The sequence below is a fragment of the Candidatus Flexifilum breve genome (assembly GCF_016713355.1).
In genome coordinates this window covers 32,405-58,404 of the sequence record NZ_JADJPI010000023.1, presented here as the reverse complement: position 1 = coordinate 58,404, position 26,000 = coordinate 32,405, and the positions used below count along the sequence as shown (strand labels likewise).

Here is a 26,000-nt window from a genome sequence, read left to right as displayed (position 1 = left end):
TCTTGCATGCAACAAAATGAAATCGGTCTCATTTCTGACTTGGAGGATAAGTTTGCGGGCTGTCTCGTCGGCGGGGCGATTGGCGATGGCTTAGGTACGTCGACCGAATGGCGCACGCCCGCCGCCATCCGTGAACGCTTCGGCGGGCGCGTCGAAGATTTTGCGCCGCCCTTCGCGCCCAAGCCCGACGGGCGGCACAAGGGCGACGGACGCGTCTCCGACGATTCGCTCATGGTGCAGGCGCTCTGTCGCGCCTATCTGGCGAAAGGAGGCCACCTCGACGCGCACGACATGGCGACCTATCTGGTGCCGGAAATCTTCGATAAGCCGATCTGGGTGCCCGAATATCAGCGCGACATGCTCCTCATCGAGCGGCTGTTTTACCCGGAAAAATACCTGCTGCTGCGCCTGCGTCTCGCCGGGGTGAACCCGCGCGAAGGGGGCATGGGCAACATGGTCAACTGCGGGGCGGCGATGTATGCTGCGCCCGTCGGCCTCATGAACGCGTGTGATCCTGACCTCGCCTATCAGCGGGCGCTCAACATCTTCAGCGCGCACCAGTACTCGTATGGGCTGGAAGCGGCGGCGATCATGGCGGCGTGCGTCGCCGAAGCCGTGCGCCCGCCCGCCTCGGTGGACAGCATCGTCGCGACGGCGCTGCGGCTCGCCAAAGACGGCACCCGGAGCGCGCTTGAGGCGGTGATCGCCGCCGCCCGCACCCTCGACACCACTGACGACCTGCTCATTCAGCACACCCTGCGCTCGGCCATGGAGCCGTTCGACACTGTCCGCGGCGGCGTCGACGAGATCGACCGTGTGGGCGGGTATCCGAGCCAATACCACGCGATTGAAGAAGTGCCGATCGCGCTGGCCTTCCTCGTGGTGGCGCGGGGCGATTTCCGCACAGCGGTCTTGGGCGCGGTCAACTATGGGCGGGACTCAGACAGCATTGCTGGGATGGTCGGCGCGATCATCGGCGCGCTGCGCGGCAAACGGGCACTGCCCGACTACTGGGCGCGCGAGATCGCGCTGCGCAACCGCATCGACTTCGACGCCAACGCCCATGCCCTCTACGAATTGTTCATCCGCGAATACGCCGCGGAATATCAGCGCGCGCAGCGGCGGCAAGCCGAACTCGCGGCGCAGATGGGACGGGTGCCGCATGGTTAGCCGGATTCCGCTGTTCGCCGCGTGGGCGAGCCTGGGCCGCGAACGCCGCAAAGAGGCGATCTCCGGCTATCTGTTCATCTCACCGTGGCTGATCGGCTTCATCGTCTTCTTCGTCGGGCCGATCATCGCCTCGTTCATCCTCAGCTTCACGCAGTGGAACATCGTCGGCGCGCCGACGTGGGTCGGGCTGGACAACTACGTCGACATCTTCACCAGCGATGCGCGCTTTCTGAAAGCGGTGCAGGTCACGCTGACGTATGCGCTGTTTTACCTGCCGCTGGAAGTGATCTGCGGGATCGGGCTGGCGCTGCTCATGAATCAGAAGCTGCGCGGCATCGGCGTGTTTCGCACGCTCTACTACATGCCCTACGTCGTACCCTCGGTGGCGGCGTCGCTCGTGTGGGTGTGGATGCTCAACGGGCGCTACGGCGTGATCAATACGGTGCTCAACTGGTTTGGCGCGCAAGGCCCCAACTGGCTGGAAAACCCGGCCACCATCCTGCCGAGTCTGATCATGATCGCGCTGTGGGGCGTGGGCGGCACCTCGATCATTTATCTCGCGGGGCTGCAAAACATCCCTGAAGTCATGTACGAGGCCGCAACCGTCGACGGCGCGAACCGCTGGCAGAGCTTCTTCCGCATCACCCTGCCCCTGCTCTCGCCGACGATCTTCTTTCAGCTCGTGCTCGGCTTGATCGGCGTGTTCCAGACCTTCACGCCCGCGTTCATCGCGGCGGGCGCGAACGGTGGGCCGCTGCAATCCGGCTTGTTCTACATGCTCTACGTCTACAACCGGGGTTTCGTCACGCTGCGCATGGGTTACGCCTCGGCGCTGGCGTGGATTCTGACGATCTTCATCCTCGTGGTGACCGTAGCGGTTCTGCGCAGTTCCCGCTACTGGGTGCACTACGAAACCGACCGCAGTACGAACAGGTGACATGACTATGGCTGCAACTCAATCGTACGACCGCGGGCGCGCGCCCGCCCAGCCCATGCGCCTGACGCCGAAGCAGGTCGAGACCATCGAAAAAGTGCTCGGCTACGCCACGCTGATCGCCGTCGCCTGCCTGCTGGTGCTGCCGCTCTACTGGATGCTGGCGACCGCGCTCAAAACGCCGGAGCAAACCTTCGCGCTGCCGCCGGAATGGGTGCCCAACCCGATGGCGTGGGATAACTTCGTCCGCGTGTTCGAGGAAGTGCCGTTCGGGCGCTTCATCCTCAACACGGTGATCCTCGTCGCGCTCAACATCGTCGGCGAACTCTTCGCCGTGACGCTGGTCGCCTATGGCTTCGCGCGGCTGCGCTTTCCCGGGCGCAGCATCCTGTTCCTGCTCATGCTCTCCACGCTCATGATCCCGTATCATGTCACACTCGTGCCGCGCTTCATCCTGTTCTCGCGGCTCGGCTGGGTGAACACCTACCTGCCGCTGTTCGTTCCGGCGTTCACGGGCAGTTCGTTCCTGATCTTCATGGTGCGGCAGTACATGATGAGCATCCCGTTCGACCTCGACGAAGCCGCCTACATCGACGGCGCGAGCCGCCTGCAGGTCTTCTGGCACGTGATTCTGCCGCTCTCGCGTCCGGCGCTCGTGCTGGTGGTGGTCTTCACGTTCGTCGGCGTGTGGAACGACTTCCTCCAGCCGCTGATCTACCTGAACGACCCGAATCTCTTCACCATCTCGCTGGGGCTGAGCTTTTTCCAGGATGTGCGCGACACCAACTGGAACTTGCTCATGGCGGGCTCACTGATGGCCTCGATCCCGCCGCTGCTCCTGTTCTTTTTCGCGCAACGCCAGTTGATTGGAGGCATCGCTATTGAAGGGTTGAAAGGCTAATGGGCAATTTTTCGTCACTCAAGAAAGGCTATTCTGGAGGAAACAAGATGAAGAAGACTTTTGTGTTCGTACTGCTATTGGTGCTCCTCATTCCGGCTCTGGGCATTACTGCGCAGGACCAGCCCGTCACCATCATCAACTGGTGGGCGACGGAACGTGGCCGTGATACCGCCGCCACACGCGAACTGCATTTCCAGATGGCGCGCGCCTTTGAAGCCGCCAACCCCGGCACGCAGGTCGCCATTTCACTGTATCCGAGCCGTGGCTTTGCCACGCGCGTGCTGACCGCGATTGCAGCGGGCGAAGGCCCGGACGTTTGGTATCACTACTACGCGCCGGATATCGCCGCGCAGGGTTTCCTCGAAGACCTGACCCCCTACCTCGAAGCATCGGATGTGGACGCGGGCTGGTTTGAGAGCGCCGCTCGCCGCGGTGTGTATCAGGGTCGCACGTACGGCGCGCCGCGCGATGCCGTCGCCGGGTTCATCGCCTACAACAAGGACATCTTTGACGCGGCGGGCATGGCCTACCCCGAGGCGGGCTGGACGGTCGAGGACTTCCGGCAGACCGCCATCGCGCTGACCGATGTCGACAACGGCATCTATGGCGTGGGTGGCATTGAAGGCGGCGAAGGCTGCCTGATGTGGTCGCCGTTCTCGTTCAATCTCGGCGCGGAACTCACCAGCGAAGATGGCCGCACGGTCACGGGTTACATGGACACGCCGGAAGCCATCGCGGCAATGGGCTGGTGCCTCGGTCTCGTGACCGAAGATCAGGTGGCGACTCCCGCCTCAATGGGCGAGCAGTTCGGCGAGCAGACGTTCATGTCGGGCGACGTGGCGCTGCAGACGGTCTCCGACTGGGAAATCCCCGCGCTGCTGGAATCGGGCATCAACTTTGGCGTGGTCGCGCCGCCGAGCTTCACCGCCGACAGCGCGGTCGTCCCGTGGGCAGATTCCTACATGTACTACATGTGGAGCGGCAGCGACAACAAGGACGCCGCGTGGAAGCTGATCGAATACCTGACCGGCCCCGAAGCCCAGCGTATGGCGGCGGAAGCTGGCGTGTGGACGCCCAATGGCCCAGCGATCTGGGAAGAACTCGGCTGGAACACCGACCCGATCAAGAGCGTGTCCTATGATCAACTCGTCAACTCGACGCTCACGCCCAACTACCTGCGCAGCCAGTTCTTCTTTGACTGCGTGTACCCGGCGCTCGGCGACGTGCGCACCCGCTGGATTGAAGGCGGCGAACGTGATCTCGAAGCCATGATGACCGAAGCAACCGCGACGGCGCAAGCCTGCCTCGACGACAGCTATTCGGCGCTGCCTGAAGGCTCGTAAGTCTAGATACAAACCTCACCCTATATCCCTCTCCTAAAGGCGAGGGACTTGCTCCCCTCTCCCTAGGGAGAGGGGTTTGGGGTGAGGGAACGAAGAGATGTTCTCCCCCTTCAACGCCACCAATAATGGTGTTTTCTGTATGAATGTGACCCTATGACCCTTCCCCCGGATTACGAAAATCGCGTGTATGCTGGCTGGCTCGGCAAGTGCATCGGCGTGCGCTTCGGTGCGCCCATCGAGAACTGGACGTATGAGGACATCCGCGACAACCTCGGCGAATTGACCACCTACGTCCGCGAGGATCAGGGCAAAATCTTCAAGCCGGACGATGATACCGCCGTGCCGATGGTGCTGATCCGCGCGCTGCAGGATTACGGTCCCGACCCCACACCGCAGCAGTTCGGCGACACGCTGCTCAACTACCTCGGGGACCAGCACGGCACCTTCTGGTGGGGCGGCTACGGCGTCTCGACCGAGCACACCGCCTACCTGAACCTCGCCAATAGCATCCCCGCGCCACGCTCCGGTTCCATCGCGCAGAACGGCGCGACGGTCGCCGAGCAGATCGGCGGGCAGATTTTCAGCGACAGCTGGGGCTGGGTCGCGCCGAACAATCCCGCTCGCGCGGCGGATCTGGCGGCCAAAGCGGCGAGCGTCACCCACGACGGGAACGGCATTTACGGCGGGCGCTTCATCGCCGGGCTGGTGAGCGCCGCCTTCACCGAACGCGACCCGCTCAAGCTGCTGCAAACGGGTTTGTCGCTCATTCCGGCGGACAGCGACTATGCCCGCGTCATCCACGCCATGATCGCTTGGCACCGTGAGCACCCGGATGATTGGCGCGCGGCCTTTGCCCACCTCAAAGCGCATTTCGGCTATGACCGTTACGGTGGCGTGGTGCACATCATCCCGAACGCCGGCGTGATCGCGCTCGGCTTGCTCTACGGCGGCGGCGATTTTTCGCGCACGCTGCAAATCACCAACATGTGCGGGTGGGATACCGACTGCAATGTCGGCAACGTCGGCGCGATCATGGGGACGGCGCTCGGCGTCGAGGGCATCGACGAGTCGTGGCGCATCCCGATCAACGACCTGCTGATCGCGTCGAGCCTAATCGGCACGCGCAACCTGCTGACGATTCCCCAGTGCGTCGACTTGTTCGTCAGTTTAGCGAAAGACGCAGACGGCGAAAGGTTCTCCCAGGGGCGGCGCCCCGCTACCACTTCCGCTACCCCGGCTCGACCAACAATTTCTCAGCGCGCGGCGAACGCGGACGCGCGATCCATCTGGCGGAATCACGCGGGCGCGCTGCGCACAAGCATCCGCAAGCTCAACAAAAAAGGCGAGATTCGCGTCTTCACGTGCACGTATTACCGCCCCTCCGAGTTGAGCGGCAACTTCTACGAAGCCTGTTTCACGCCGCTGATCGCGCCCGGTCAAGTGATCGAAGCCCGGGTGCGGATCAATAAAAAGGCACCCGATACAATCCATGCAGCGATCTATGTCCACGACGACCATTCAGGCGCGAATCATCAGGCACAGGCCGTTCCGCTTACGCCGGGAGAATGGCAGTCGCTGAACTTCTCGACTCCGACGCTGAGCGATGCGTGCTTCTCAGAAGTGGGCATCGTGCTGCACAACTTAGGCGAAGTGTGGGAGACCGGATCGGTTCAGCTCCGCTGGCTCGATTGGGGTGGCCCGCCGAGCTACACCACCACGTTCGCCAAGGAACGTCCTGAATCCGGCGGCATCAGCCAATGGACGCGCCTGCGCGGTTACTGGCGGCTGGAAGACGGCGCGTATCACGGCAGCGGCGTCGGGGAATGCGAGTCGTATTCTGGGGATATCGAGTGGTCAAATTACGCGCTCGAAGTGGCGCTCGTGCCGCTAATCGGTGACCATCATAACATCCATGTGCGCGTGCAGGGCGCGCTGCGGAGCTATGCCTTCGGGCTTGCGCCGAATGGCTGCGTCGCCTTGTACAAGAAGGACAAAACCTATCAGCCAGTCGCGACTGCGCCGTTCGCATGGCAGTCCAACACCCGCTATACCTTGCGTTTGACTGTGAAAAACAACACGCTGACGGCGACGGTCACTGCGCCGGATGGCGCCGCGCAGACGCTCACGTGGGCGGATGATCTGCGCGATTACCAGCACGGGCAAATCGGCTTATCGACGTGGCACGGCGGCCACACCCGCTTCGAATCAGTTCGGTTGACACCAACATGACACGTTTACACGAATACCAAGGCAAAGAAATTCTGCGGCAGTTCGGCATTCCTGTGCCCAAAGGCGCGGCGGTCGCCACGCCGAATGAGGCGCGCCTGCTGGCGATTGGCATCGGCGGCCCGGTCGTCATCAAGGCGCAGGCGTGGGTGACCGGGCGCGCCGGGCAAAACCTGATTCACTTCGCCGACTCGCCCGACGAAACCGCCGCCATCGCTGCCGATCTTCTGGGGCGACAGGTGGGCAACTTCCGCGTCGACCGGATTCTGGTCGAGGAGCGGCTGAAGCTGACGCGCGAATTCTACGTCGGCGTGATCGTCGACGATGCGGCGCGCGCCCCGGTCGTGATCTTCAGCAGTCGAGGCGGCACAGGCATCGAAGTGATCGCGGCGGAGCACCCCGACCAGGTCGCGCGGCAGGTGGTCGATATTCGCCTCGGCCTGCGCGAATTTGAGGCGCGCGATCTCGTGCGGCGCACGGGCATTGACGGCGATTTGCAGACCCAGCTTGCCGCGTTCCTGCCAAAGTTCTACACGGCGGCGCGGACGTACGAAGCGCGCACCGCGGAGATCAACCCGCTGGCGCTCACCGCGAGCGGCGAACTGGTCGCGCTGGATGCCCGCTTCACGATTGACGATTACGCCGTCTACCGCCACCCGGATCTCGGCATTGAGATCGCCCGTGAGTTCGACCGCCCGCCGACCGATCTCGAAAAGATCGCGTGGAACGTCGAGAAGCACGACTATCGCGGGACGTTCTACTTCATTCAGATGCAGACCGACTTCCGCAAGGGCGAGCGCGTGATCGGCTTTCACGGCGCGGGCGGCGGCGGCAGCATGATGAACATGGATGCGCTGCTCGCCCATGACTTCAAGATCGCCAACTTTGTCGATACCAGCGGCAACCCGCCCGCCAGCAAAGTCTACCGCGCGGCGCGCATCATCCTCAGCCAGCGCGATATTGACGGCTATTACGCGGGCGGGAGCGGCGTCGCCAGTCAGGAACAGTTCCATTCGGCGCGCGGGCTGGTCAAGGCGTTCATGGACGAGCAGTTGAACGTCCCGGCGGTGCTACGCGTGGGCGGCAACGCCGAAGATCAGGCGAAAGCCATTCTGCTGCGTGCGAACGGGGCCTTCCCCGCACCCATCGAGGCGTATGGCCGCGACGACTCGCCCGATTTTTGCGTGGAGCGACTGCAAACCCTAGTAGACAGCTATACCCCTGCCGAAAATCCGCCGCCGCGCCCGCCCTTCGCGCCGCAGGAGCCGTACAGCTTCGCGACCGTCACGGGCGGCACGGTGACCTATGATCATGCCGTGTGCCGCACCTGTGTCAGCAAAGCCTGCGTGACAACCTGCGTCCCGCACATCCTCTCGCTCGTCAACGATGTTCCCGTGCTCAACATTGCGCCGGAACAAGCGAAAAAAGGCGGCTGCACCGAATGTCTGGCGTGTGAGGTTGAATGCCATTTCCTGGGCAACCGGGGCGGGCGCATTTTCCTGCCCATCGCCGGACTGCCGGATGTAGGGGGCAACGATGTCCATTCTGATTGATCCCGACAAGCGCGTCCTCATTCAGGGCATCACGGGGCGCGAAGGTCTAACCCGCGCGCGGCTGATGCGCGGCTACCATACGCAGGTGGTCGCGGGCGTGACCCCCGGCAAAGGCGGCGCAGATGCCGAAGGCGTCCCCGTGTTCGACTCAGTGCGCGGCGCGTGGGAAGCGGTCGGCAGCATCGACATCAGCGTGCTGTTTGTGCCCGCGGCGCTCGTCAAAAATGCGGCGCTCGAAGCCATCGACGCGGGCGTCAAGCTCCTCGTGATCGTGCCGGATCGCGTGCCCATCTACGATGTGCTGGAAATCGACAGCGCGGCGCGGGCGGCGGGCGCGCAGTTTATCGGCCCGAACACGCTCGGCGTGCTCAGCCCGGACAAAGGCGTGCTCGGCATGATGGGCGGGCAAGCGGCCAGCGCGAAAGACTGGTTCTTCCCCGGACCGGTCGGTGTGACCAGCCGCAGCGGCGGCATGACGACCAGCACCGCCTACTATCTCGCCCAAGCGGGCATCGGCGCATCGACGCTCGTGCACGTCGGCGGCGATGCCATCGTCGGCCTGCCGCACGCCGAAGTCCTCAAGCTGTTTCAGGCCGATCCGCAAACCGAAGCGGTCGTCATGTTCGGTGAGATCGGCACGTCGCAGGAAGAAGCCGCCGCCGCGCTGATCGAGTCGGGGGCGTTCACCAAGCCGCTGATCGCTTATATCGGCGGGAAGGCGGCGAAAAATGGGACGCGCTTCAGCCATGCGGGCGCGATCATCGAAGGCGACCGCGGCACGCACGCCAGCAAAGTCGCGCGCCTGCGCGAGGTCGGCGCGCACATCGTCGAGTCGTTCGCGGATATTCCGCGGGTGACGGCAAGCATCGTTAAGCCGAGAAAGGTCGTCCCCGTGAGCAAACCGGAACCCGATGAGGCGAGTCTGCACTGGAAGACGGCGATCACCGACATCAAGCCCAATGAGATTCGCCTGCGCGGGCAGCGTATCGACGAGCTGATGGGGCGCGTCTCCTTCAGTCAGGCGATCTATCTCGCGCTGACAGGCGATCTCCCGTCCGAACCGGTCGGGCGGCTGCTCGATGCGCTGCTCGTCTCCTCGCTGGATCACGGCGCGAGTCCGCCGTCGGCGCTGGCGGCGCGGACGTCGGCCAGCACGGGCGCGCCGATCAATGCGGCGGTCGCAGTCGGGCTGTTGAGCATCAACAAGCACCACGGCGGCGCGGTCGAAGACTGCATGCGCCTGATTCAGTCCGCGCTCGATCTCGCCCGCGCGGACAATCTGACGCCGGAAGCTGCCGCGGATAAACTGGTCGAAGCCAAGCGCGCGGCGAAAGTTCGCCTGCCCGGTTTCGGTCATCGCATCCACACCGCTGATCCGCGCACCGCTCGCCTGCTCGATCTTGCCGCCGAAGCGGGCGTCGCCGGGGAGGCCGTGACGATGGTCGCCGCGCTGCGCGATGCGTGGGCGCGGCAGTCCGGCAAGCCGCTGCCGATCAATGTGGACGGCGCGATGGCGGCGGTGCTGCTGGATTTACGCATCCCCATTGAACTGGGCAACACCTTCTTCATGATGGCGCGCGTACCGGGCTTAGTCGCGCACGTTTACGAAGAGCAGACACGCGAGCGCCCCATGCGCCGCATTCACCCGACCGATCATGAGTACGATGGACAGTGACCATGCTGGCAAAATTTCTGTGGATCGCCGTTCTGTGTCTATGGTTGTTCGGGGGGCGCGCCGTGGCGCAAAGTGAGGGCAGCGTGCTCATCCGCGAAGATTTCCAGTCGGTGACGCTCGGGCGGACGTATCAGTACACTGCCATCCTGCCCGCAGGCTACGACGAGAGCGACGCCCGCTATCCGGTAATCTACCTGCTGCACGGGCGCGGCGACGTGATGGACTCGTGGCTGGAAGCGCGCGATGTGCTCGACCAGTTGATCGCGAATGGCGACATCCCGCCGCTGATCGCCGTGCTGCCGGATATGCCGTCCAGCGACCGGGCGGGCTACTACATCGATTCGCAGTACACCGGGTCGCTCTACCGCGGTGAAGCGGTCGAAACGGCCTTCATGCACGATCTCATCCCGCACATCGACGCCACCTACCGCACGGCGCCCAACCGCGAGGCGCGGCTCGTCGGCGGTTATTCGATGGGCGGCTACGGTGCGATCCGCTACTCGCTGGCCTACCCGGAAGTGTTCGGCGGCGCGATCGTGCTCAGCCCGGCGGTGTATATTCCGCTCCCGCCCGCCGATTCGAGCACGCGCGAATTTGGCGCGTTCGGGAATGGCGACGCGCTGTTCGATGAGGCAATCTATCAGAGTCTGAACTATCCCGCCCTGCTGGATTCCGTCGCGGCGAGCGGCCTGTCGCTGTCCTTGTTCATCGCCGTGGGCGACGACGAGTGGAAGAACCCCAATCCGGAAGACTATCTGCACGACCTCGACATGGAAGCGCACCTGTTCTTCAATCAGGTGGCGCGGGTGGCCAACATCCGCTCCGAGTTCCGCGTGTATGATGGCGGGCACGACTGGGGCGTGTGGGGGCGCGGTCTCGACGAAGGGCTGCGCTTCCTCGCGGATTTCATCACCACGGACGGGGGCACGGGCTGACCGCTCTGCTTTTTGCGGCTGTGGAGGACAGCAGCTTTTAACAATCGAGCGAATTGTAGGGACGCCCCGTTGGGCGTCCGCCACATCCGCCTCCACCTGATTTCCGAGAGGGGCTGGAAGTGAGGTCGCATTTGACCTCATCCGAACACGATCCTGTAGACCACTTTATCAACCAACGAGTTCGAATGCAGTATACTCACTACGACTCCGGATGAAGCCCTCTGCCTCGTTCCGGATGATCGAGAACGACTCATGTTGATGATGTACTTCCTCTACGGATTGTCCTTCAGCGGACTGGGACTGGCCGCCCTGCTTCAGTACCGCCGGGGCGGCGTTCTGCCGCTGCACCGCCAACTCCCCTCGTTGGCCGCATTTGGCTTAGCCTATGCGGGCGTCGGCTGGACCGATATGTTTCTCATCAGCGGGACACAGCCGGAAATTCAGGGGGTTCTGCATTTCCTGCGCATGGTCTTACAGCCGATCTCCGGGCTGCTGCTGCTGCGCTTTGGCTGGGGTATGCTCACGCAGATGACACCACTGCCCTCGTGGACGCGCATCATTCCGAGCATCCTGACCGTCCCGCTGGCCTTCGTGATCACCTACGCGGCCACCACCTTTGTGACGCCTTCACCGATCCACATCCCAATTGACATCTGGTCGCGCTACCTGCTGTATCTGCCGGGCAGCATCATGGCCGGAATCGGCTTCATCCGCCAGAGCAACCAGCACAAACAGCGCGGCTTCCCCGATGCCAGCTACCTGATGATGGGCGCGGGGATCGCCTTTCTGACCGAGGCGCTGGTCGTCGGGTTGATCGTCCCGGCGGCGCCCTATGGTCCCGTATCGTATTACGACTATGATCGCGTGCATTTCGACTCGATTGTGGCGGATCTGGACGCGCCGACCGACCCCTTCACCATCGTCGATTGGCTCGACTACGCGCATGTGCTGCAAGCCACCGGCCTCCCGATCCAATTCTGGCGCATGCTCTCGGCGCTCGCGCTCCTGGTGTTCGTCGTGCGCAGCCTCGACGTGTTCGATGCGATTGAGCGCCGCCGCATTCAACGCTTGCAGGAGGAACGCGATCTCGCCCAGTCCAACGCGCGCTATCTGGCCGAAAGTTGGGCGGAAGCCCTGATGAAGATCAACCGCCAGATCGCGGAACTCAACGAACTCGATGACATCCTGTTTGAGATTGTGTGCTGTGCCCGTCAGCTGCTGAACTCCGATTTTGCGGCCATCGCCCTGCTGGATGAAAAGCAGCGGCTCATGCTGCGCTGTTTTGCGATCAGCGACTCGGTGCAGGCCGCTCCCCGGGTCGGCACCAGTGTGCAGGTCAAATCCGGCTTGATTCTTGAAGTGCTGCAAGCGGCGCAAGCCTATCGCACCGTAGGGACAGAAGCGGCTGGCTGGCAAGCGGATGTCTGCCTGTGTGTCGAGGCGACGGTCAGCGAAGCGGCATTTGTTCCCCTGCTCCTCAACAATGTGGCTGTGGGTGTCCTATGGAGCGCGCGCACCAAGTCCGATCCGTATACGGCAGATGATCTGCTCGGGTTGGAACGTCTCGCCAACCAGTCGGTGATCGCCATTCAGCACAGCCTGATGGCCGCGCAGATTCAATCGCTGGCGGTCGTCGGGGAGCGCGCCCGCATCGCCCGCGAAATGCATGACAGTCTGGCGCAGATTTTGGGCTATATGAATTTGCAGGCGCAGACGCTCGAAGCGCTCCTCAAGCAGAACAAGCACGATGCTCTGTTCGCGGAGATTAAACGGATGCGCGAAGCCATCCAGACCGCGCATGCCGACGTCCGCGAAAACATCCTGAGCCTGCGAACCACCCTGTCGACCGAGGCCGGGGTCGCGTCGGCCATGCTCGAATATCTCGACGGCTTCAGCTTACAAACCGGCATCGACATCAAGCTCGAGAACCAGCTCGACGGTTACCTGGGCTTGTCGCCTCTCGCGGAAGTCCAGTTGGTGTGTGTCTTGCAGGAAGCGCTGGCGAACGTCCGCAAGCATGCCCGCGCCACCGAAGTCTCGGTCAAACTGACGCGGCGGGTTGGGTGCGCGCATCTGGAAATCACGGATAACGGCGTCGGCTTCGTCGAACAGGCGGATAGTCAGCGGTTTGGCCTGCACACCATGCGGGAACGCGCGCAGCAAGTCGGCGGTAAACTCTCAATCTCCTCACGGGTGGGTCAGGGCACCACGGTGATCTGTGAGCTGCCCGAAGTCGATCAGGCGAATCTCATGCATTTGTCGCCCGCGGCGCTGCCGGAACGAGGATGACTGCGCATGGTTAACTTACGCGAATGGGCGCTGCCCGTCTACACCATCATGATGCAGATGTCAGCGGGCAGCATGCTGGCTTTGTGGGTACTGTATACGGTGGCTTTGCGCCGCTATGGGCCGGAGATCGCCACTAAACTCACCAAGAACCCGCTCATCGTCATCGTCGTGACGGTGATAACGGCGATGATTGGCTCGCATTATCATCTCAGCCGCCCCGCCTTCTCGCTGTTCGCGGTGCTCAATTTTCAGTCGTCGTGGCTGAGCCGAGAAGTCGGCTTTACGGTGGTCTTTGCGGGCTTGGCGGGCTTATTGCTGCTCGTGCTGTTGTACCGACCGAACGCGGTCAAAGGCCAACTGGCGCTCGGTTGGGGCGCGGTGACGATGGGCGTGGTCACGGTCTATGCGATGTCACGGGTGTATTTGCTGCCCACTCAGATCGCGTGGAATTCGGTCGCCACGCCGATCGCGTTTTTCTGTGCGATGGTGCTGTTGGGCGTCATCGGCATGGCGGTCGTCCTGTTGATCAATCTGTATCTCTTCACCTTGAACAAAGATAGCGATCTGGTGCTCATTCGGGCTGTGACCCGTCGCGTGTTAACCCTCGCCTGCGGGGTGGCGATCCTCGTGGCGCTGATTGAGCTGGCAAATTATGGCTTCCAGATTGTGGATTTGTACAACCAGGGGTCAACCGCTCACGCCAGCCTGTATCTGCTGCTCGGCTTGTATCGCGCTCTGTTTGTCATCCGCGTCGCACTGCTGATCGCTGGCGTGCTTGCCCTGTCACTGGTTACACTCTGGCAGCAAAGACGATCCAAACCGGTCGTGCGCTTTCTGGCATCGATCTATCTGACGTTCCTGATGGTTTTGATCAGCGAAGTCTTGGGACGGTTTCTCTTCTATGCAGTCCATGTGCGGACGGGTATCTAGTGCGACGAAAGAGTCTACCATGACCATTAAAGTGCTGATTGTCGACGATCATAAGCTCTTCCGGCAGGGTCTGCGCAGCTTGATGAGTACCCGCGATGACATCGTCGAGGTGGTGGGTGAAGCGGCCACCGCCGCCGAAGCCATCAAACTGGCGGGGCAGCTCCGGCCTGATGTCGTCCTGATGGATATCTACATGCCCGAAGTCGATGGGCTGGAAGCCACGCGCGCTATCAAAAAACTGTATCCGGAGATCGCCGTGGTGATCCTCACGTCTTCCGAGAAGGACAGCCATTTATTCGAGGCTGTGCGCGCCGATGCGGCGGGCTATCTGCTGAAAAATCTGGATGCCGACGAACTCTTCAATATGCTGGAAGGTGTGGCGAAGGGCGAAGCGGCGATGACGCGCGCGATGGCCTCCAAGGTGCTGAAGGGGATCGCCCGTCAGCAAATCGGCGGCCCCGACGAGATCGAAACGCTGACCGAACGCGAGATCATGGTGCTCCATCTGGTCGCGCAGGGCGAAAGCAACCCGCAGATCGCCGAGAAACTCTCCATCTCGACCAATACGGTCAAGACGCACCTCAGCAATATTCTCAAGAAGCTGCAGCTCGATAACCGCGCGCAGGTCGCCGCCTATGCCGTCGAGCACGGGATCAAATCCTCGCCCGATTAGCGGACGGTCAGCCTCTCCTCTACAACCTGCGGCACAAGCCGCATCAGTCCGACCCCACCCCCAGCCCCTCCCCGAATTCAGTTCACGGCAGGGCAGTTTTAACATTCCGAGACTGTCTCTCGTAAACGACACCGTGTAGGGACGGCCTTCCTGTTTTTCTCGGGTGGGAAAAAAGGCTTGTGCCGCGCGAAAGCAAAGGCGCTTTGCGTGGTCGCCGTCCGCTGACCACGGACGCGCAGAAGCGCGTCCCTACAATGGCTTAATTGTAAAAAGTGTCCTGTCCTCAACCGAATTCAGGGACGGGCGACAGCAAAAACTGGGTTCGTCTCCCCTCTCCCCGCTTGCGTGGGAGAGGGGTTGGGGGTGGGGGGACCGCACGAATGAGGCTTATCCCTGACTGACGTTGATTGTAGGGACGAGGCATGCAGTCATTTCAGATTTGGTGAAAATACTCAACCTCACCCTGCTTGCTCCGCAAGCCGTCCCTCTCCGTGGGGAGAGGGACACCACCTGCCGTGCCCTTGCCCCTCGCCCTCTGGAGAGGGGCGGTTGAGCGCAGCGAAACGAGGTGAGGTTAGGCAACGTGCCGATTTTGAAATCGCCTCAGGCCTCGTCCTTACAACGAATCCCCTACCCTCGACCCCACCCATTACCGGCGCTTATCACCCAATCGGGTGAGATCAAAAATGCTCCACCCTGTTGATGTCCCCACTTGTGAAAAAAAGCATAATCAGCCATCGTGTATCAACATTGACACGGCTCGTCTCTCCTTAGTGATTCCAGCATGGGAGGAATTCTATGGCTGCCAGAGAATTTATTAATGACCTAATCACAAGTAGTATCATGTCCCGCCGCAGCTTCCTTAAATGGAGCGCCATCTTCGGTGGCACCGCGGCGGTTGCGAGCAATTTGACCAGCCTTCCCGGCCAACAAGGGGTCGGAAGTGTCGCGGCGCAGGAACAGGCCGAAGAAAACGTGGTCTGGACGTCCTGCGTGGTGAACTGCGGCAGCCGCTGCCCGCTGCGCCTCCATGTCAAAGATGGCGTGGTCGTCCGCGTCGAAACCGACAACCTCGGCGACGACGAATTCGGCAATCATCAGGTGCGCGCCTGCGTGCGTGGCCGCTCGGTTCGCCAGCGCATTTACAATCCCGACCGCCTCAAGTACCCGATGAAGCGGGTTGGCCCCCGTGGCTCCGGCGAATTTGAGCAGATTAGCTGGGAAGAAGCCTTTGATCTGATCGCCAACAAGATTAAAGAGCTGGTTGAGAATTATGGCAACGAATCGATTTATCTGAACTACGGCACCGGCACGCTCGGCGCGACCGTGGCGAAGTCGTGGCCGCCCAGCGCCACCCCGATTGCCCGCCTGATGAACTGCTTCGGTGGCTACCTGAATCACTATGGCGATTACAGCGCCGCCCAGATTGAGTCCGGCCTGCCGTATACGTTTGGCAACACGTGGGCGGATACATGGGTGACCAACAACAGCATCGAAGACATCGTCAACAGTAAACTGCTCGTCTACTTTGGCAACAACCCCGGCGAAACGCGCATGAGCGGCGGCGGGATGATCTACAGCCTCCAGCACTACAAGCAGGTCAGCGGCGCGAAGATGATCGTCATCGACCCGCGCTATACCGATACGGCGGTCACCGCGGCTGACGAGTGGATCCCCATTCGCCCCGGCACCGACGCCGCGCTGATCAGTGCGCTGGCCTACGTCATGATCACCGAAAATCTGCACGATCAGGCGTTCCTCGACACCTACTGCGTCGGCTTTGACCGCGCGCACATGCCCGAAGGTTACGAAGATCAGGACAGCTACTCCGACTATATCCTCGGCACGGGCGCAGACGGCGTCGCCAAGACCCCGGTCTGGGCCGCGGCGATTACGGGCATTCCCGCGCAGAAGATCGTCCAACTGGCGCGCGAAATCGCGCTGACCAAGCCATGCTTCATCACGCAGGGTTGGGGTCCGCAGCGCCAAGCGAACGGCGAGCAGACCAGCCGCGCCATCCCCATGCTGGCCATCCTGACCGGCAACATCGGTATCCATGGCGGCGGCACCGGCGCGCGCGAATCGGGGTACGGCATTGGCATGGCGGGCTTCCCGACCCTGCAAAACCCGGTTCAGACCTACATCTCCGTGTTCAACTGGCCGGATGCCATTCTGCATGGCCCGGAAATGACCGCGACCAAAGACGGCGTGATCGGCAAAGACAAGCTGGATGTGCCGATTAAGTTCATCTGGAGCTATGCGGGCAACGCGCTGATCAACCAGCACGCCGATGTCAACCACACCCGCGAAGTTTTGGGCGATGACACCAAGTGCGAAATGATCGTGACCGTGGACGTGCACATGACGCCCAGCGCCCGCTGGTCAGACATTCTGCTGCCCGACACCACCAACTACGAAAAGATGGATATCGCCCTGAATGGCGATACCAGCAGCATGGGTTACGCCATCTTCTGCGAACAGGCGATTGAGCCGATGTTCGAGACGATGCACGTCTACGACATGTGCGCGGAAATTGCCAAGCGCCTGGGTGTCGAAGACCAGTACACCGAAGGCCGCACGGTCGAAGACTGGCTGCGCTTCTGCATCGACGAAACCCGCGCCACCAACCCGGATTGGCCGGACTTTGAAACCTTCCGTGAGATGGGCATCTACAAAGTCACCAATCAGGGTGATCCGTACGTCGCTTATCAGGGTTTCCGCGAAGACCCCGCCGCTAATCCACTGTTGACCCCCTCGGGCAAGCTGGAGATTTTCTCGGCGCGCCTGCATGAGATCGGCCAGACGTGGGAACTGCAGGAAGGCGATGTGATTTCCGGCCTGCCCATCTATGTGCCGACGTGGGAAGGCGTCGCCGACCCGCTGCGCGAAACCTACCCGCTGCAGTTGATCAGCGCGCACTTCAAGCAGCGCACGCACTCGACCTACGGGAACGTGCCGTGGATGAAGGAAGTCGCCCCGCAGGAAGTGTGGATTAACCCCATCGACGCCGAAGCCCGCGGTATCCGCAACGGGGATCGGGTCTTCGTTTACAACGGTCGTGGTAAGACGCACGTGCCGGCTCGCGTCACCCCGCGCATCATCCCCGGTGTGGTCCATCTGTCCGAGGGCGCGTGGTATACCCCGGATGCGGATGGCACCGATCAGGCAGGTTGTGTCAATGTGTTGACACGTTATCGCCCCTCCCCGCTGGCAAAAGGCGACCCCATGCACACGGTTCTGGTTGAAGTTGAGAAAGCGTAAAGGGGAATACTCAAATGGCTAACAAATTGGGATTCTACTTCAATGGCGGCGCGTGCACGGGTTGCAAGGCCTGCCAGATTGCCTGTAAAGATAAGTCGGATTTGCCCATTGGCGTCAACTGGCGGCGCGTCGCCGAATATACGGGCGGCGAATGGGTCACCAACCCCGATGGCTCGGTTGTGCAGAACGTCTTCGCCTACTACACGTCGATGGCCTGCAACCACTGCGAAAACCCGATCTGCGCCGAAGTCTGCCCCACGCAGGCGATGTTCAAGCGCGAAGACGGCGTCGTCATGATCGACGAGAGCAAATGCATCGGCTGCCGGTACTGCGAATGGGCGTGTCCGTATGGCGCGCCGCAGTTCAACGAGGAAGCGGGCGTCATGACGAAGTGCAACTTCTGTCAGGACTACCTCGCGGAAGGCAAGTCGCCGGCCTGTGTGGCGGCCTGTCCGTCGCGCGCCCTGTTCTTCGGTGAGATCGACACGCTCCGTGCCGAACACGGGACGCTGGCGGAAATTGCTCCGCTGCCCCCGGCTGACATCACCAATCCGAATCTCGTCATCCAACCGCATCACCATGCCCGCGCAGTCGGTTCCACGGCTGGCAAACTGATTAATCCCGAGGAGGTCTAGAGCGATGCAAGGGAATGAATGGTCACTGATTATCTTCACGACGGTCATGCAAATGGCCGTTGGCTCATTCGTCATTCTGGGTGGCATCCACTTTTTTGCGACGCGGCGCTATGATACCAAAGCGGCGGACGCCCTGAGCGACCGCGCCTTACTGGCGATTGGCCCCGTAGTCGTGCTGGCCTTGCTGGTCACCTTCCTCCACCTGGGGAACCCGCTCAACGCGCCGCGCGCCGTCACCAATCTCGGCACGTCGTGGTTGAGTCGTGAAATCACATTGGCGCTGGTGTTTGCGGTCGGTGGCGCGGTCTTTGCGCTGCTGCAGTGGCGCAAAATCGGTTCCGCCGCGGTGCGCAATGCGCTCGGCTTGCTGCTGGCGGCGGTCGGTCTGGTGCTGGTCTGGTCGATGGCGCAGGTCTATCTGCTGCCAACCGTCCCCGCATGGAACTCGCCCGCGACTGTCGTGACGTTCTTCATCACCACCTTGTTGCTAGGGTCACTGGCGGTCGGTTCGGCCTTTGTCATAACCTATCAGTATCTGCGCGGTCGCGGCAAGCTGACAGATACCGACATCCAGTTCGACATCCTCTCCACCACCTTCCGCTGGATCGTCCTGATTTCGCTGGTGCTGCTCGGGGTTCAGTTCGTGGTCATCCCGCTGTATTTTGCCAGCCTTGCCCAACAGGGATCGGCGGCGGCGATCAGCAGCATCTCGTTAATCCTAAACGAAGGCGGCGCTCTGCTGGCTCTGCGCTTGATCCTGCTGTTTGTCGGCGCGGGCATCTTCTCGATCTTCATGTATCGCAGCGCGTCCAACCAGGCCAAAACCCGGGTGACCGCTTATCTGGCCTACAGCGCGTTTATCTGCGTGCTGGTTTCCGAAATCGTCGCGCGCTTCCTGTTCTATCAGAGCATGGTGCGCATCGGGCTGTAAATCTAGGCGCAGCCTGACCTGTGAATAGAGAGAGATAAGCGCGAGCGGCTTTACTCCCCACTCACGCTTATCTCTATCGATCAACTATTGGAGTAATCCATCATGGAAAATAAGGACACAGTCGCACTCTCAGACAAGCTCATCGCGACCTACCTGGCCTATCGCTTTCTGGGCACGGCGTTTTTTGAAGCCCCCACCGTCGACCTGCTCAAACAATTGCAGCAGGATGATCTCTTTGCCGATTGGCCGCTGGAAGGCACGAATGACGCCTTGAAGACCGGGCTGGAGACCTTGCAGGCCTTTTTCCACGGCTGGCAGGCCGAAGACTTCGACGCGGTTCGGCGCGACTTTGCCCGCTTGTTCATCGGCCCCGGTCACTTACCCACCCCGCCGTGGGAATCGGTGTACCGCAATGAAGAACGGCTGATCTTCGACAAGCAGACGCTGCAGGTGCGGCTCCTGTTTCGCCAGTTTGGGATGGTCGTCCCAACGGTGCGCCATGAGCCGGAGGATCACTTTGGGCTGGAAATGCTGTTCGTCGCGCATCTGTGTCAGGTGGCGCTCGAGGGCATCCGCACTGACCAACCGTATCACACGGACATCGCTCTCGCCGCGCTTGACAGCTTCTTTAGCGAGCATATCGGCCAGTGGGCGCCTGCCTTCCTCGCCGATGTCAAGGAAGCGGCGCAGACACCCTATTATCGCGGCTTGAGCTGGCTGGCGTCCGGAAGCATCCAGCACACGCTGGAAGCCTGGCACATCGAGAGCGACTCAGTGGCTTCGACATGAACCTGATCGAGCTGGCGCTGGCCGCCGAGGCCTTCGTCCAACAGCAACCTGGTTATTCAACAGACGACGGTGCAGTGCGTGCGCACGAAAAATGTGCACGCGGCCTGTGACCGGTGCGCGGCCCTGTGCCCGACCGGAGCCATTCGGCTGGACAGTGATTTACCCGAGCTGACTCCCGAGCAATGCATCAAATGCGGTGTGTGTTTACATACCTGCCCGCTGGGCGTCTTCGAACGTCCCGACGGTTTTCAACGGCTGCTCTCTAATGCCCACAGCCTACGCGAGCATCAGGTGGTCGATATTGCCTGTGTGCGTCACCCCGCGCCCCAAACCACCGCGTCTGCGGTCGCTGGAGTTGTTCAAACCAAGAATTGTCTCGCCGAACTCGGCGTGTCCGCCTGGGTGGGGCTGCTCGCGGTGGGGGTTGAGCAGGTGCGCGTGCGCCTCGATGCCTGCGCGGAGTGTCCGCTGCGCGTTTTATACCCCAGCATTGAGCAGGGCATCGCCGCGACCCGCCAGCTGCTCGCCGAGCTGGACCGGGCGGATGCGGTCGTCCCCGTCTATGCCGCCGACGCCGATTGGGTCGAACGCCCGTTACACCATAACACGCCCGCGCGCCTGTCACGGCGCGGCCTGTTCGCGTCACTGGTGAGTCCCGAGGCCGCCGCACAGCAGCAGGCCATCAACCTCATCGATGAAGGCGATGGCTCTGACCAACTCTCCCGTGAGCGGCGGCGCTTACTCAAGGTCTTGCGCCTGCTCACGGAGCAGATGCCCGATCTGCCCGAAGCGGCGCGCCTAGACGGCGCTGGTTTCGTGCAGTTGGTGGTTTCCGATGCCTGTAACGCCTGCGGTTTATGTGAGCGCGTCTGCCCGACCGCTGCGCTGCATGTGACCAAAACGGATGATCAGTTTATGGTCATCTTTGCAGCGCAGCGCTGTCTGGATTGCCACTTGTGCGTCGACTACTGCGAACCGCGCGCCCTGACGGTGTATGGTGCGCCGTCGCTGCGCCATGTACTGGACGAGGCGCGTCTGCTCCTGCATACCGGGCACATGAAGGAGTGCACGCGCTGCCAGACGCGGTTCGCTGGCTCACCAGAGCAAACCTTGTGCCCAACATGCACTTTCCGCCGTGAACATCCCAGCGGTGTGCATCTGCCCGAGGCGGTGCTGGCGCAATTGCCCGCCGCCACCCGTGAACGCTTACTGGCTGTGAACGCCAACCGCGCTTCGGCGCCCGAAGCCTAAAGCAAAGGTAGATAGAACCAATGGCAGACCTACACGAAATTTTGGCCATCACCGAGGCACAGCATAAACATCTGTGTCCGCGTCAGGTCCTTGGTGTGCGCATGGGGTTGTACGCGGCGGAACTGCTTGGGCTGGATCTCCCCCAGTCGGATAAGCGCGTGCTGACCTTTGTCGAGACGGATGGCTGCTTCGCGGACGGCATCGCCGCCGCGACTGGCTGCACGCTCGGACATCGCACCTTGCGCCATATCGATCACGGCAAATCGGCGGCGGTGTTTGTAGATACCAAGACCGAGCTGGCGATTCGGATTCACCCTGCGCCCGAAGCGCGTCAACTCGCGGCCTCTTCCCTGCCGGACGCGAAGAGCCGCTGGCACGCGCAGTTGGAAGCCTATCAGGTGTTGGCGAACATGGATTTGTTCGTGGCTCAGGAAGTGATCTTGAACCTCTCCGTGCACGATCTCGTCAGCCGACCGGGCATCCGCGTGACCTGTGCAGTCTGTGGCGAAGAGATTATCAACGAGCGCGAGGTCATCAGCGGCGGTCAGCCGCTCTGTCGTAACTGCGCGGGTGAAGCCTATTTTCAGGTGAAGTGTGATTCAGCGTGGTTGGCCGACCCCGCAGTGATCAGCCCTGACGAGCGGATCCTGAGCCAGATCGGTGGTTGAACCGATGGCGGCGCAAATCGCGATACTCGCGGGGGGGCAGTCCCGGCGCATGGGCACGGACAAGAGCTTTGTCCGGCTGAACGAAAAGCCGCTGCTCCAACACGTGATCGAGCGCGTCTCAGCCTTGCAACTGCCGCTCGTGTTGATCGCCAATGACCCCGCGAAATACGCTGATTTTGGCCTGCCGGTGATCACCGATGTGCTTCCCAACGCTGGATCGTTAGGCGGGATCTACACGGCGGTGCAGCACGGGGACGCCGAATACACGCTGTGCGTCGCCTGTGACATGCCCTTCCTCAACCCGGCGCTCCTCCGCCACCTGCTCGATCAAGCGACTGGTGTCGATGCCGTGGTGCCGTTCGTCCACGGAACCGCCCATGCCCTGCACGCGGTCTACCGCCGCACGTGTCACGCAGTCATGCGGGAACAGATTCTGAGCGGCGATCTGACTATTCGCCGGGTATTTCCGCAAGTCAACACCCGCTGGGTGAGCGCCGACGAGCTGTGCTTGCTGGATCCCGATTTACGCTCGCTGGTCAACGTGAATACCCCGGATGAGTTAGCGCTGTTCCACACCGCCACGCCTGAATGATTACCCACCCCCGTGTCTGGTCAGGGCGACGGGTGACGACGCTCACTTCACCGTGATATAGCGCCGAACCACAAAGATCGCGACCAGATTCAAGCCAATCGCCACCAGACAATTCGCCAGCAGCCCGGAAGCGAACAGCAGCGGAGCAACGGGGGTCAGCAGCGCGCGCCCCAGCGTGACCGCGGTCATCAGCACCGTCATATACATCGCGCGGGCATTCGGGCTCAGCTCGGTGGCGAGCGGAATGCTGGCGACGACGCTCAGTTCAAACGTCAGATAGAAGAAGAACAGCCCGACCAGCGCCAGATTCAGATTCACCCCGGTCAACGGCAGGATGAGGCACGCCAGAATATTGCCGCTCACACCAAGCAGCACCAGGCGCCGCTTGCCAAACTTGTCGGCAAAAAAGGTCACGATGCCCTCGCCGCCCAGTTCCGACAACCCGATGACGGCGGCGGCCACGGCCAGCGCGGCCAGTTGAATGCCGAACGATGCTTCAATCCACGTGCCGAAAACCACACTCACCAGTTGATTCGCCGCGCTGATGCTGAAGCCGAGGCATAGCCCGGCCAGCGCCATCGGGCCGCTGACGGCGGCGCGCAGCGCGGGCAGCAGCGCGCCATGCTGCGCAACAGGTGCATCGCGCTCAACCCGGAACCATACCAGGAGAAAACTCAGCCCGGCGAGCAGCGCCAGCGCCAGAAACGGCGTCTGCCAGTTGTACGTCGCGAGCAGCCACGTCATGGCCGGGACGCCGAACAGGAACGCGCCGGACCACGCCAGTTCGACCATACCCAGGTACAGGCCGCGCCGCTGATACGGCACTTTGTCGCCGATGTACGCCTGCATCGCCGGGCCGAGTGCCGTTCGTCCCAAGGCGCCGAACAGCAGCGCCAGCGCCAGCCCGGTGAAATCGGGCAGGATGAACACGCTGACCATGCCCGCCACGTACAGCAGCAGCCCGAGGAGCATGGTGAATTTGCGCCCGCGCTGTTCGGAGACACGCCCCATGAACGGCGAAACCAGCCCGAGGAGCTGCATCAGCGTGAGCACACTCACAATGGCGCCGACTTCGACGTTCACGCCGCGCGCGAACACGGGCAGCAGCGGGTAGATCATGCGCACGCCCGTGTCAGTGATCGTGCGCGTTCCGGTCAGTAAGGCGACGACCGGCAGCATGGGCGAAATCTTCCGCTTTTCGACCGAAGACGACATCATGAGCGCTGTCCTAAATCACTGGGAATTGGGTAGGCTCTCAGTATGGCACAGGGTCAATCAGTTTGTCTAGGGTTCAGAATAGTTCTGATATCTCAATCCCCGCCACACCGCTGAGCGGGGGCATGCTGGGAAACGCGCGTCACTCAGACGGGAGAGTGTCCGCATCCACGAGCCATTCCACAAACGGATCGCGATAGCGCCGCCACTGCTTTGCGCCCTGCGCCATTTCGTCGTCAGTGAGTAGGCACGCATCGAGCGCAGCGCGGATCGCGGCCTGATCCATCTCGATCCCAATCACGACGAGTTCCTGCCGGCGGTCGCCATATTCGCCCTCAAAATAGCGCTTGATCTCGGCCACGAGCGCCGGATCGTCCGGGTATTCATCGTCGGGCGTGTTGGCCCACCACTCACCGCCGTAATCGAGCGTGATGACATCGCCCGCTTGTGACCACACGCCAACCAGGTTGTGCCGGGTCGCCAGCCACACGAAGCCTTTAGAGCGCAGCACACGGTCGAGCGCCGCGCTTTCGAGCACATCCAGCAAGCGCTGCGGATGAAACGGTCGGCGCGCCCGGTACACAAAGCTGCTCACTCCATACTCTTCAGTCTCCGGCGTGTGCGGCGCGCCAGAGAGCCACTCGGAAAAAGTTGCGGCGCGGTCAAAGTCGAACCGCCCTGTATTCAGAATCTCCGTCAGCGCGACCTGTCCGTGATCGGCACAGATCAGTTGCGCTTGCGGGTTCAGCTTGCGCAGCAGTGCCTCAAGGCGGTGCCGCTCTTCCGGCTGTACCAGATCGATCTTGTTGAGGATCAACACATCCGCGAACTCAATTTGATCGACCAGCAGATCGACAATCGTGCGTTCGTCGTCAATGGTCACGCCGATGCCGCGTTCCGCCATCGTATCGAGCGACGCGAATTCGCGCAGGATGTTATGCGCATCCACCACCGTGACCATCGTATCCAGCCGGGTGAGCGCGGACAAACCACCGTCGGTCTCGCTCAGGGGAAAGGTGAAGGTCTCGGCGACGGGCAGCGGCTCAGAGATGCCAGACGATTCGATCAGCAGGTAGTCGAAGCGTCCTTCGCGTGCCAACCGGGCAACTTCCACAAGGAGATCGTCGCGCAGGGTGCAGCAGATGCAGCCATTGCTCATCTGCACCAACTTCTCATCAGTGCGGCTGAGCGCCGCGCCGCCGTCGCGCACCAACTGCGCATCGATGTTGACTTCGCTCATGTCGTTGACGATCACCGCGACGCGCAGGCCTGCGCGGTTGTGCAGGATGTGATTGAGCAGCGTCGTCTTGCCCGCGCCCAAAAAACCAGATAGAACCGTGACCGGGAGTCTCGTCGTCATGTGGTCAACGCCTTCAAACTCAAGCCATGACGCCGCAAGAACGCCGGAAGCCCAATCTTGTCAATCGTGCGCAGTTCGCGCGCCGTCACGCGCACTTTGACGAACTGCCCTGTCGCTTCTACATAGATCGCTTTGGATTGCAGATTCGGGTTGAACTTGCGCCGGGTCGCTCGCATCGAAAACGAGCGATCATTGCCGAACATGGGTTTGGTCTGGGTGATTTTGTGTTTTCCTGCCATTTGGCTGCTTTCGTTTCTCGTGTCTGACAGAATCGTCAGCGTAACTGAACCGCTGAACGACTGCGGACGAAATTCCAATCACATAAATGATACGAAATCTCATTTATGGATAATATTGATACCATGTCTCATTTATAATCACAAGGGCAAGTTGGCGATCGTGATGTTACGGTACCGGAGAGGCGCGAAAACTAGGCCACGACCCTGCATCATGTCGAAACAGCTCGCTGCAAGCATTCAGGTGGCACGCTAACCGTGTCGTGCGTCAATACCTATCGGAGAACCTGATGAAGTGGTAAACAAACGCTATGACCTATCGAAGCGGCCTTCACACAACGGTCAGCACGGCAACCGGCAGCAAAAAACGCCGGTCATGATGAGCGGCGTTCTTCGAGGAGCAGGGCGGAGTAAACGGCTTACTTGAAGCAAT

General features: G+C 61.6%; 21 protein-coding genes. 18 read left to right on the top strand and 3 right to left on the bottom strand.

Annotated elements, in window-relative coordinates; all coding sequences use genetic code 11:
• The first annotated feature begins 6 nt into the window (after nucleotides 1-6).
• From IPK17_RS20005 to mobA, 18 genes are all read left to right on the top strand, one after another.
• A complete protein-coding gene (locus IPK17_RS20005) occupies nucleotides 7-1,170 on the top strand; it encodes an ADP-ribosylglycohydrolase family protein (RefSeq protein WP_343419468.1) in 1,164 nt (387 codons plus the stop codon).
• On the top strand, nucleotides 1,163-2,107 hold the full coding sequence (locus IPK17_RS20000) for a carbohydrate ABC transporter permease (protein ID WP_343419467.1): 945 nt from the start codon (nucleotides 1,163-1,165) through the stop codon (nucleotides 2,105-2,107). Before IPK17_RS20005 ends, IPK17_RS20000 begins: the two co-directional genes overlap by 8 nt.
• Before the next feature lie 7 nt (nucleotides 2,108-2,114).
• The gene (locus IPK17_RS19995) at nucleotides 2,115-3,005 is read left to right on the top strand and encodes a carbohydrate ABC transporter permease (RefSeq protein ID WP_343419466.1); all 891 of its coding nucleotides are present in this window, start codon (nucleotides 2,115-2,117) and stop codon (nucleotides 3,003-3,005) included.
• Nucleotides 3,006-3,052: 47 nt separating this feature from the next.
• The gene (locus tag IPK17_RS19990; protein WP_343419465.1) at nucleotides 3,053-4,348 is read left to right on the top strand and encodes an ABC transporter substrate-binding protein; all 1,296 of its coding nucleotides are present in this window, start codon (nucleotides 3,053-3,055) and stop codon (nucleotides 4,346-4,348) included.
• Between the two features lie 153 nt (nucleotides 4,349-4,501).
• On the top strand, nucleotides 4,502-6,577 hold the full coding sequence (locus IPK17_RS19985; RefSeq protein WP_343419464.1) for an ADP-ribosylglycohydrolase family protein: 2,076 nt from the start codon (nucleotides 4,502-4,504) through the stop codon (nucleotides 6,575-6,577).
• Nucleotides 6,574-8,127 (top strand): ATP-grasp domain-containing protein, encoded by a 1,554-nt coding sequence (locus IPK17_RS19980; protein ID WP_343419463.1) that lies wholly within the window; start codon nucleotides 6,574-6,576, stop codon nucleotides 8,125-8,127. The genes IPK17_RS19985 and IPK17_RS19980 overlap by 4 nt, the downstream gene beginning before the upstream one ends.
• Nucleotides 8,111-9,802 carry a citryl-CoA lyase gene (locus tag IPK17_RS19975; RefSeq protein WP_343419462.1) on the top strand — a complete coding sequence of 564 codons (1,692 nt, stop codon included), beginning with the start codon at nucleotides 8,111-8,113 and terminating at the stop codon, nucleotides 9,800-9,802. Before IPK17_RS19980 ends, IPK17_RS19975 begins: the two co-directional genes overlap by 17 nt.
• A 2-nt stretch (nucleotides 9,803-9,804) precedes the next feature.
• Nucleotides 9,805-10,737, top strand: coding sequence for an alpha/beta hydrolase (locus tag IPK17_RS19970; protein ID WP_343419461.1), 933 nt, complete (start codon nucleotides 9,805-9,807; stop codon nucleotides 10,735-10,737).
• A gap of 258 nt (nucleotides 10,738-10,995) precedes the next feature.
• Entirely contained in the window at nucleotides 10,996-13,026 is a 2,031-nt protein-coding gene (locus tag IPK17_RS19965; RefSeq protein ID WP_343419460.1) for a GAF domain-containing sensor histidine kinase, read from the top strand.
• A gap of 6 nt (nucleotides 13,027-13,032) precedes the next feature.
• Nucleotides 13,033-13,956, top strand: coding sequence for a dimethyl sulfoxide reductase anchor subunit family protein (locus IPK17_RS19960; protein ID WP_343419459.1), 924 nt, complete (start codon nucleotides 13,033-13,035; stop codon nucleotides 13,954-13,956).
• 19 nt (nucleotides 13,957-13,975) lie between these two features.
• Nucleotides 13,976-14,629, top strand: coding sequence for a response regulator (locus tag IPK17_RS19955; protein WP_343419458.1), 654 nt, complete (start codon nucleotides 13,976-13,978; stop codon nucleotides 14,627-14,629).
• Between the two features lie 798 nt (nucleotides 14,630-15,427).
• Nucleotides 15,428-17,890 (top strand): DMSO/selenate family reductase complex A subunit, encoded by a 2,463-nt coding sequence (locus IPK17_RS19950; RefSeq protein WP_343419457.1) that lies wholly within the window; start codon nucleotides 15,428-15,430, stop codon nucleotides 17,888-17,890.
• Nucleotides 17,891-17,904: 14 nt separating this feature from the next.
• Nucleotides 17,905-18,525 (top strand): DMSO/selenate family reductase complex B subunit, encoded by a 621-nt coding sequence (locus IPK17_RS19945; RefSeq protein WP_343419456.1) that lies wholly within the window; start codon nucleotides 17,905-17,907, stop codon nucleotides 18,523-18,525.
• Between the two features lie 4 nt (nucleotides 18,526-18,529).
• The gene (locus IPK17_RS19940) at nucleotides 18,530-19,456 is read left to right on the top strand and encodes a dimethyl sulfoxide reductase anchor subunit family protein (RefSeq protein WP_343419455.1); all 927 of its coding nucleotides are present in this window, start codon (nucleotides 18,530-18,532) and stop codon (nucleotides 19,454-19,456) included.
• Nucleotides 19,457-19,558: 102 nt separating this feature from the next.
• Complete coding sequence (locus IPK17_RS19935; protein ID WP_343419454.1) at nucleotides 19,559-20,245, top strand: TorD/DmsD family molecular chaperone; 687 nt, start codon at nucleotides 19,559-19,561, stop codon at nucleotides 20,243-20,245.
• Nucleotides 20,246-20,323: 78 nt separating this feature from the next.
• Nucleotides 20,324-21,496 (top strand): 4Fe-4S binding protein, encoded by a 1,173-nt coding sequence (locus IPK17_RS19930; RefSeq protein WP_343419453.1) that lies wholly within the window; start codon nucleotides 20,324-20,326, stop codon nucleotides 21,494-21,496.
• A gap of 20 nt (nucleotides 21,497-21,516) precedes the next feature.
• A complete protein-coding gene (locus tag IPK17_RS19925; protein WP_343419452.1) occupies nucleotides 21,517-22,164 on the top strand; it encodes an FmdE family protein in 648 nt (215 codons plus the stop codon).
• A 4-nt stretch (nucleotides 22,165-22,168) separates the two neighbouring features.
• Nucleotides 22,169-22,756, top strand: a complete 588-nt coding sequence (gene mobA / locus IPK17_RS19920; RefSeq protein ID WP_343419451.1) for a molybdenum cofactor guanylyltransferase — start codon at nucleotides 22,169-22,171, stop codon at nucleotides 22,754-22,756.
• A gap of 42 nt (nucleotides 22,757-22,798) precedes the next feature.
• Here the strand turns inward: mobA and IPK17_RS19915 are convergent, their stop codons facing one another.
• The 3 genes from IPK17_RS19915 to rpmB form a co-directional block, all read right to left on the bottom strand.
• Nucleotides 22,799-23,974, bottom strand: coding sequence for an MFS transporter (locus tag IPK17_RS19915; RefSeq protein WP_343419450.1), 1,176 nt, complete (start codon nucleotides 23,972-23,974; stop codon nucleotides 22,799-22,801).
• A 139-nt stretch (nucleotides 23,975-24,113) separates the two neighbouring features.
• Nucleotides 24,114-25,331 carry a zinc metallochaperone GTPase ZigA gene (gene zigA, locus IPK17_RS19910; protein WP_343419449.1) on the bottom strand — a complete coding sequence of 406 codons (1,218 nt, stop codon included), beginning with the start codon at nucleotides 25,329-25,331 and terminating at the stop codon, nucleotides 24,114-24,116.
• Nucleotides 25,328-25,570: a 50S ribosomal protein L28 gene (gene rpmB / locus IPK17_RS19905; RefSeq protein WP_343419448.1), complete on the bottom strand. Its 243-nt coding sequence runs from the start codon at nucleotides 25,568-25,570 to the stop codon at nucleotides 25,328-25,330. Before rpmB ends, zigA begins: the two co-directional genes overlap by 4 nt.
• Nucleotides 25,571-26,000: the final 430 nt, after the last annotated feature.

What these genes read in the sequence shown, in the direction of transcription:
- IPK17_RS20005 (WP_343419468.1), top strand. Translation starts at nt 7, where the DNA reads ATGCAACAAAATGAAATCGGTCTCATTTCTGACTTGGAGGATAAGTTT.
- IPK17_RS20000 (WP_343419467.1), top strand. Translation starts at nt 1,163, where the DNA reads ATGGTTAGCCGGATTCCGCTGTTCGCCGCGTGGGCGAGCCTGGGCCGC.
- IPK17_RS19995 (WP_343419466.1), top strand. Translation starts at nt 2,115, where the DNA reads ATGGCTGCAACTCAATCGTACGACCGCGGGCGCGCGCCCGCCCAGCCC.
- IPK17_RS19990 (WP_343419465.1), top strand. Translation starts at nt 3,053, where the DNA reads ATGAAGAAGACTTTTGTGTTCGTACTGCTATTGGTGCTCCTCATTCCG.
- IPK17_RS19985 (WP_343419464.1), top strand. Translation starts at nt 4,502, where the DNA reads ATGACCCTTCCCCCGGATTACGAAAATCGCGTGTATGCTGGCTGGCTC.
- IPK17_RS19980 (WP_343419463.1), top strand. Translation starts at nt 6,574, where the DNA reads ATGACACGTTTACACGAATACCAAGGCAAAGAAATTCTGCGGCAGTTC.
- IPK17_RS19975 (WP_343419462.1), top strand. Translation starts at nt 8,111, where the DNA reads ATGTCCATTCTGATTGATCCCGACAAGCGCGTCCTCATTCAGGGCATC.
- IPK17_RS19970 (WP_343419461.1), top strand. Translation starts at nt 9,805, where the DNA reads ATGCTGGCAAAATTTCTGTGGATCGCCGTTCTGTGTCTATGGTTGTTC.
- IPK17_RS19965 (WP_343419460.1), top strand. Translation starts at nt 10,996, where the DNA reads ATGATGTACTTCCTCTACGGATTGTCCTTCAGCGGACTGGGACTGGCC.
- IPK17_RS19960 (WP_343419459.1), top strand. Translation starts at nt 13,033, where the DNA reads ATGGTTAACTTACGCGAATGGGCGCTGCCCGTCTACACCATCATGATG.
- IPK17_RS19955 (WP_343419458.1), top strand. Translation starts at nt 13,976, where the DNA reads ATGACCATTAAAGTGCTGATTGTCGACGATCATAAGCTCTTCCGGCAG.
- IPK17_RS19950 (WP_343419457.1), top strand. Translation starts at nt 15,428, where the DNA reads ATGGCTGCCAGAGAATTTATTAATGACCTAATCACAAGTAGTATCATG.
- IPK17_RS19945 (WP_343419456.1), top strand. Translation starts at nt 17,905, where the DNA reads ATGGCTAACAAATTGGGATTCTACTTCAATGGCGGCGCGTGCACGGGT.
- IPK17_RS19940 (WP_343419455.1), top strand. Translation starts at nt 18,530, where the DNA reads ATGCAAGGGAATGAATGGTCACTGATTATCTTCACGACGGTCATGCAA.
- IPK17_RS19935 (WP_343419454.1), top strand. Translation starts at nt 19,559, where the DNA reads ATGGAAAATAAGGACACAGTCGCACTCTCAGACAAGCTCATCGCGACC.
- IPK17_RS19925 (WP_343419452.1), top strand. Translation starts at nt 21,517, where the DNA reads ATGGCAGACCTACACGAAATTTTGGCCATCACCGAGGCACAGCATAAA.
- mobA (WP_343419451.1), top strand. Translation starts at nt 22,169, where the DNA reads ATGGCGGCGCAAATCGCGATACTCGCGGGGGGGCAGTCCCGGCGCATG.
- IPK17_RS19915 (WP_343419450.1), bottom strand. Translation starts at nt 23,974, where the DNA reads ATGATGTCGTCTTCGGTCGAAAAGCGGAAGATTTCGCCCATGCTGCCG.
- zigA (WP_343419449.1), bottom strand. Translation starts at nt 25,331, where the DNA reads ATGACGACGAGACTCCCGGTCACGGTTCTATCTGGTTTTTTGGGCGCG.
- rpmB (WP_343419448.1), bottom strand. Translation starts at nt 25,570, where the DNA reads ATGGCAGGAAAACACAAAATCACCCAGACCAAACCCATGTTCGGCAAT.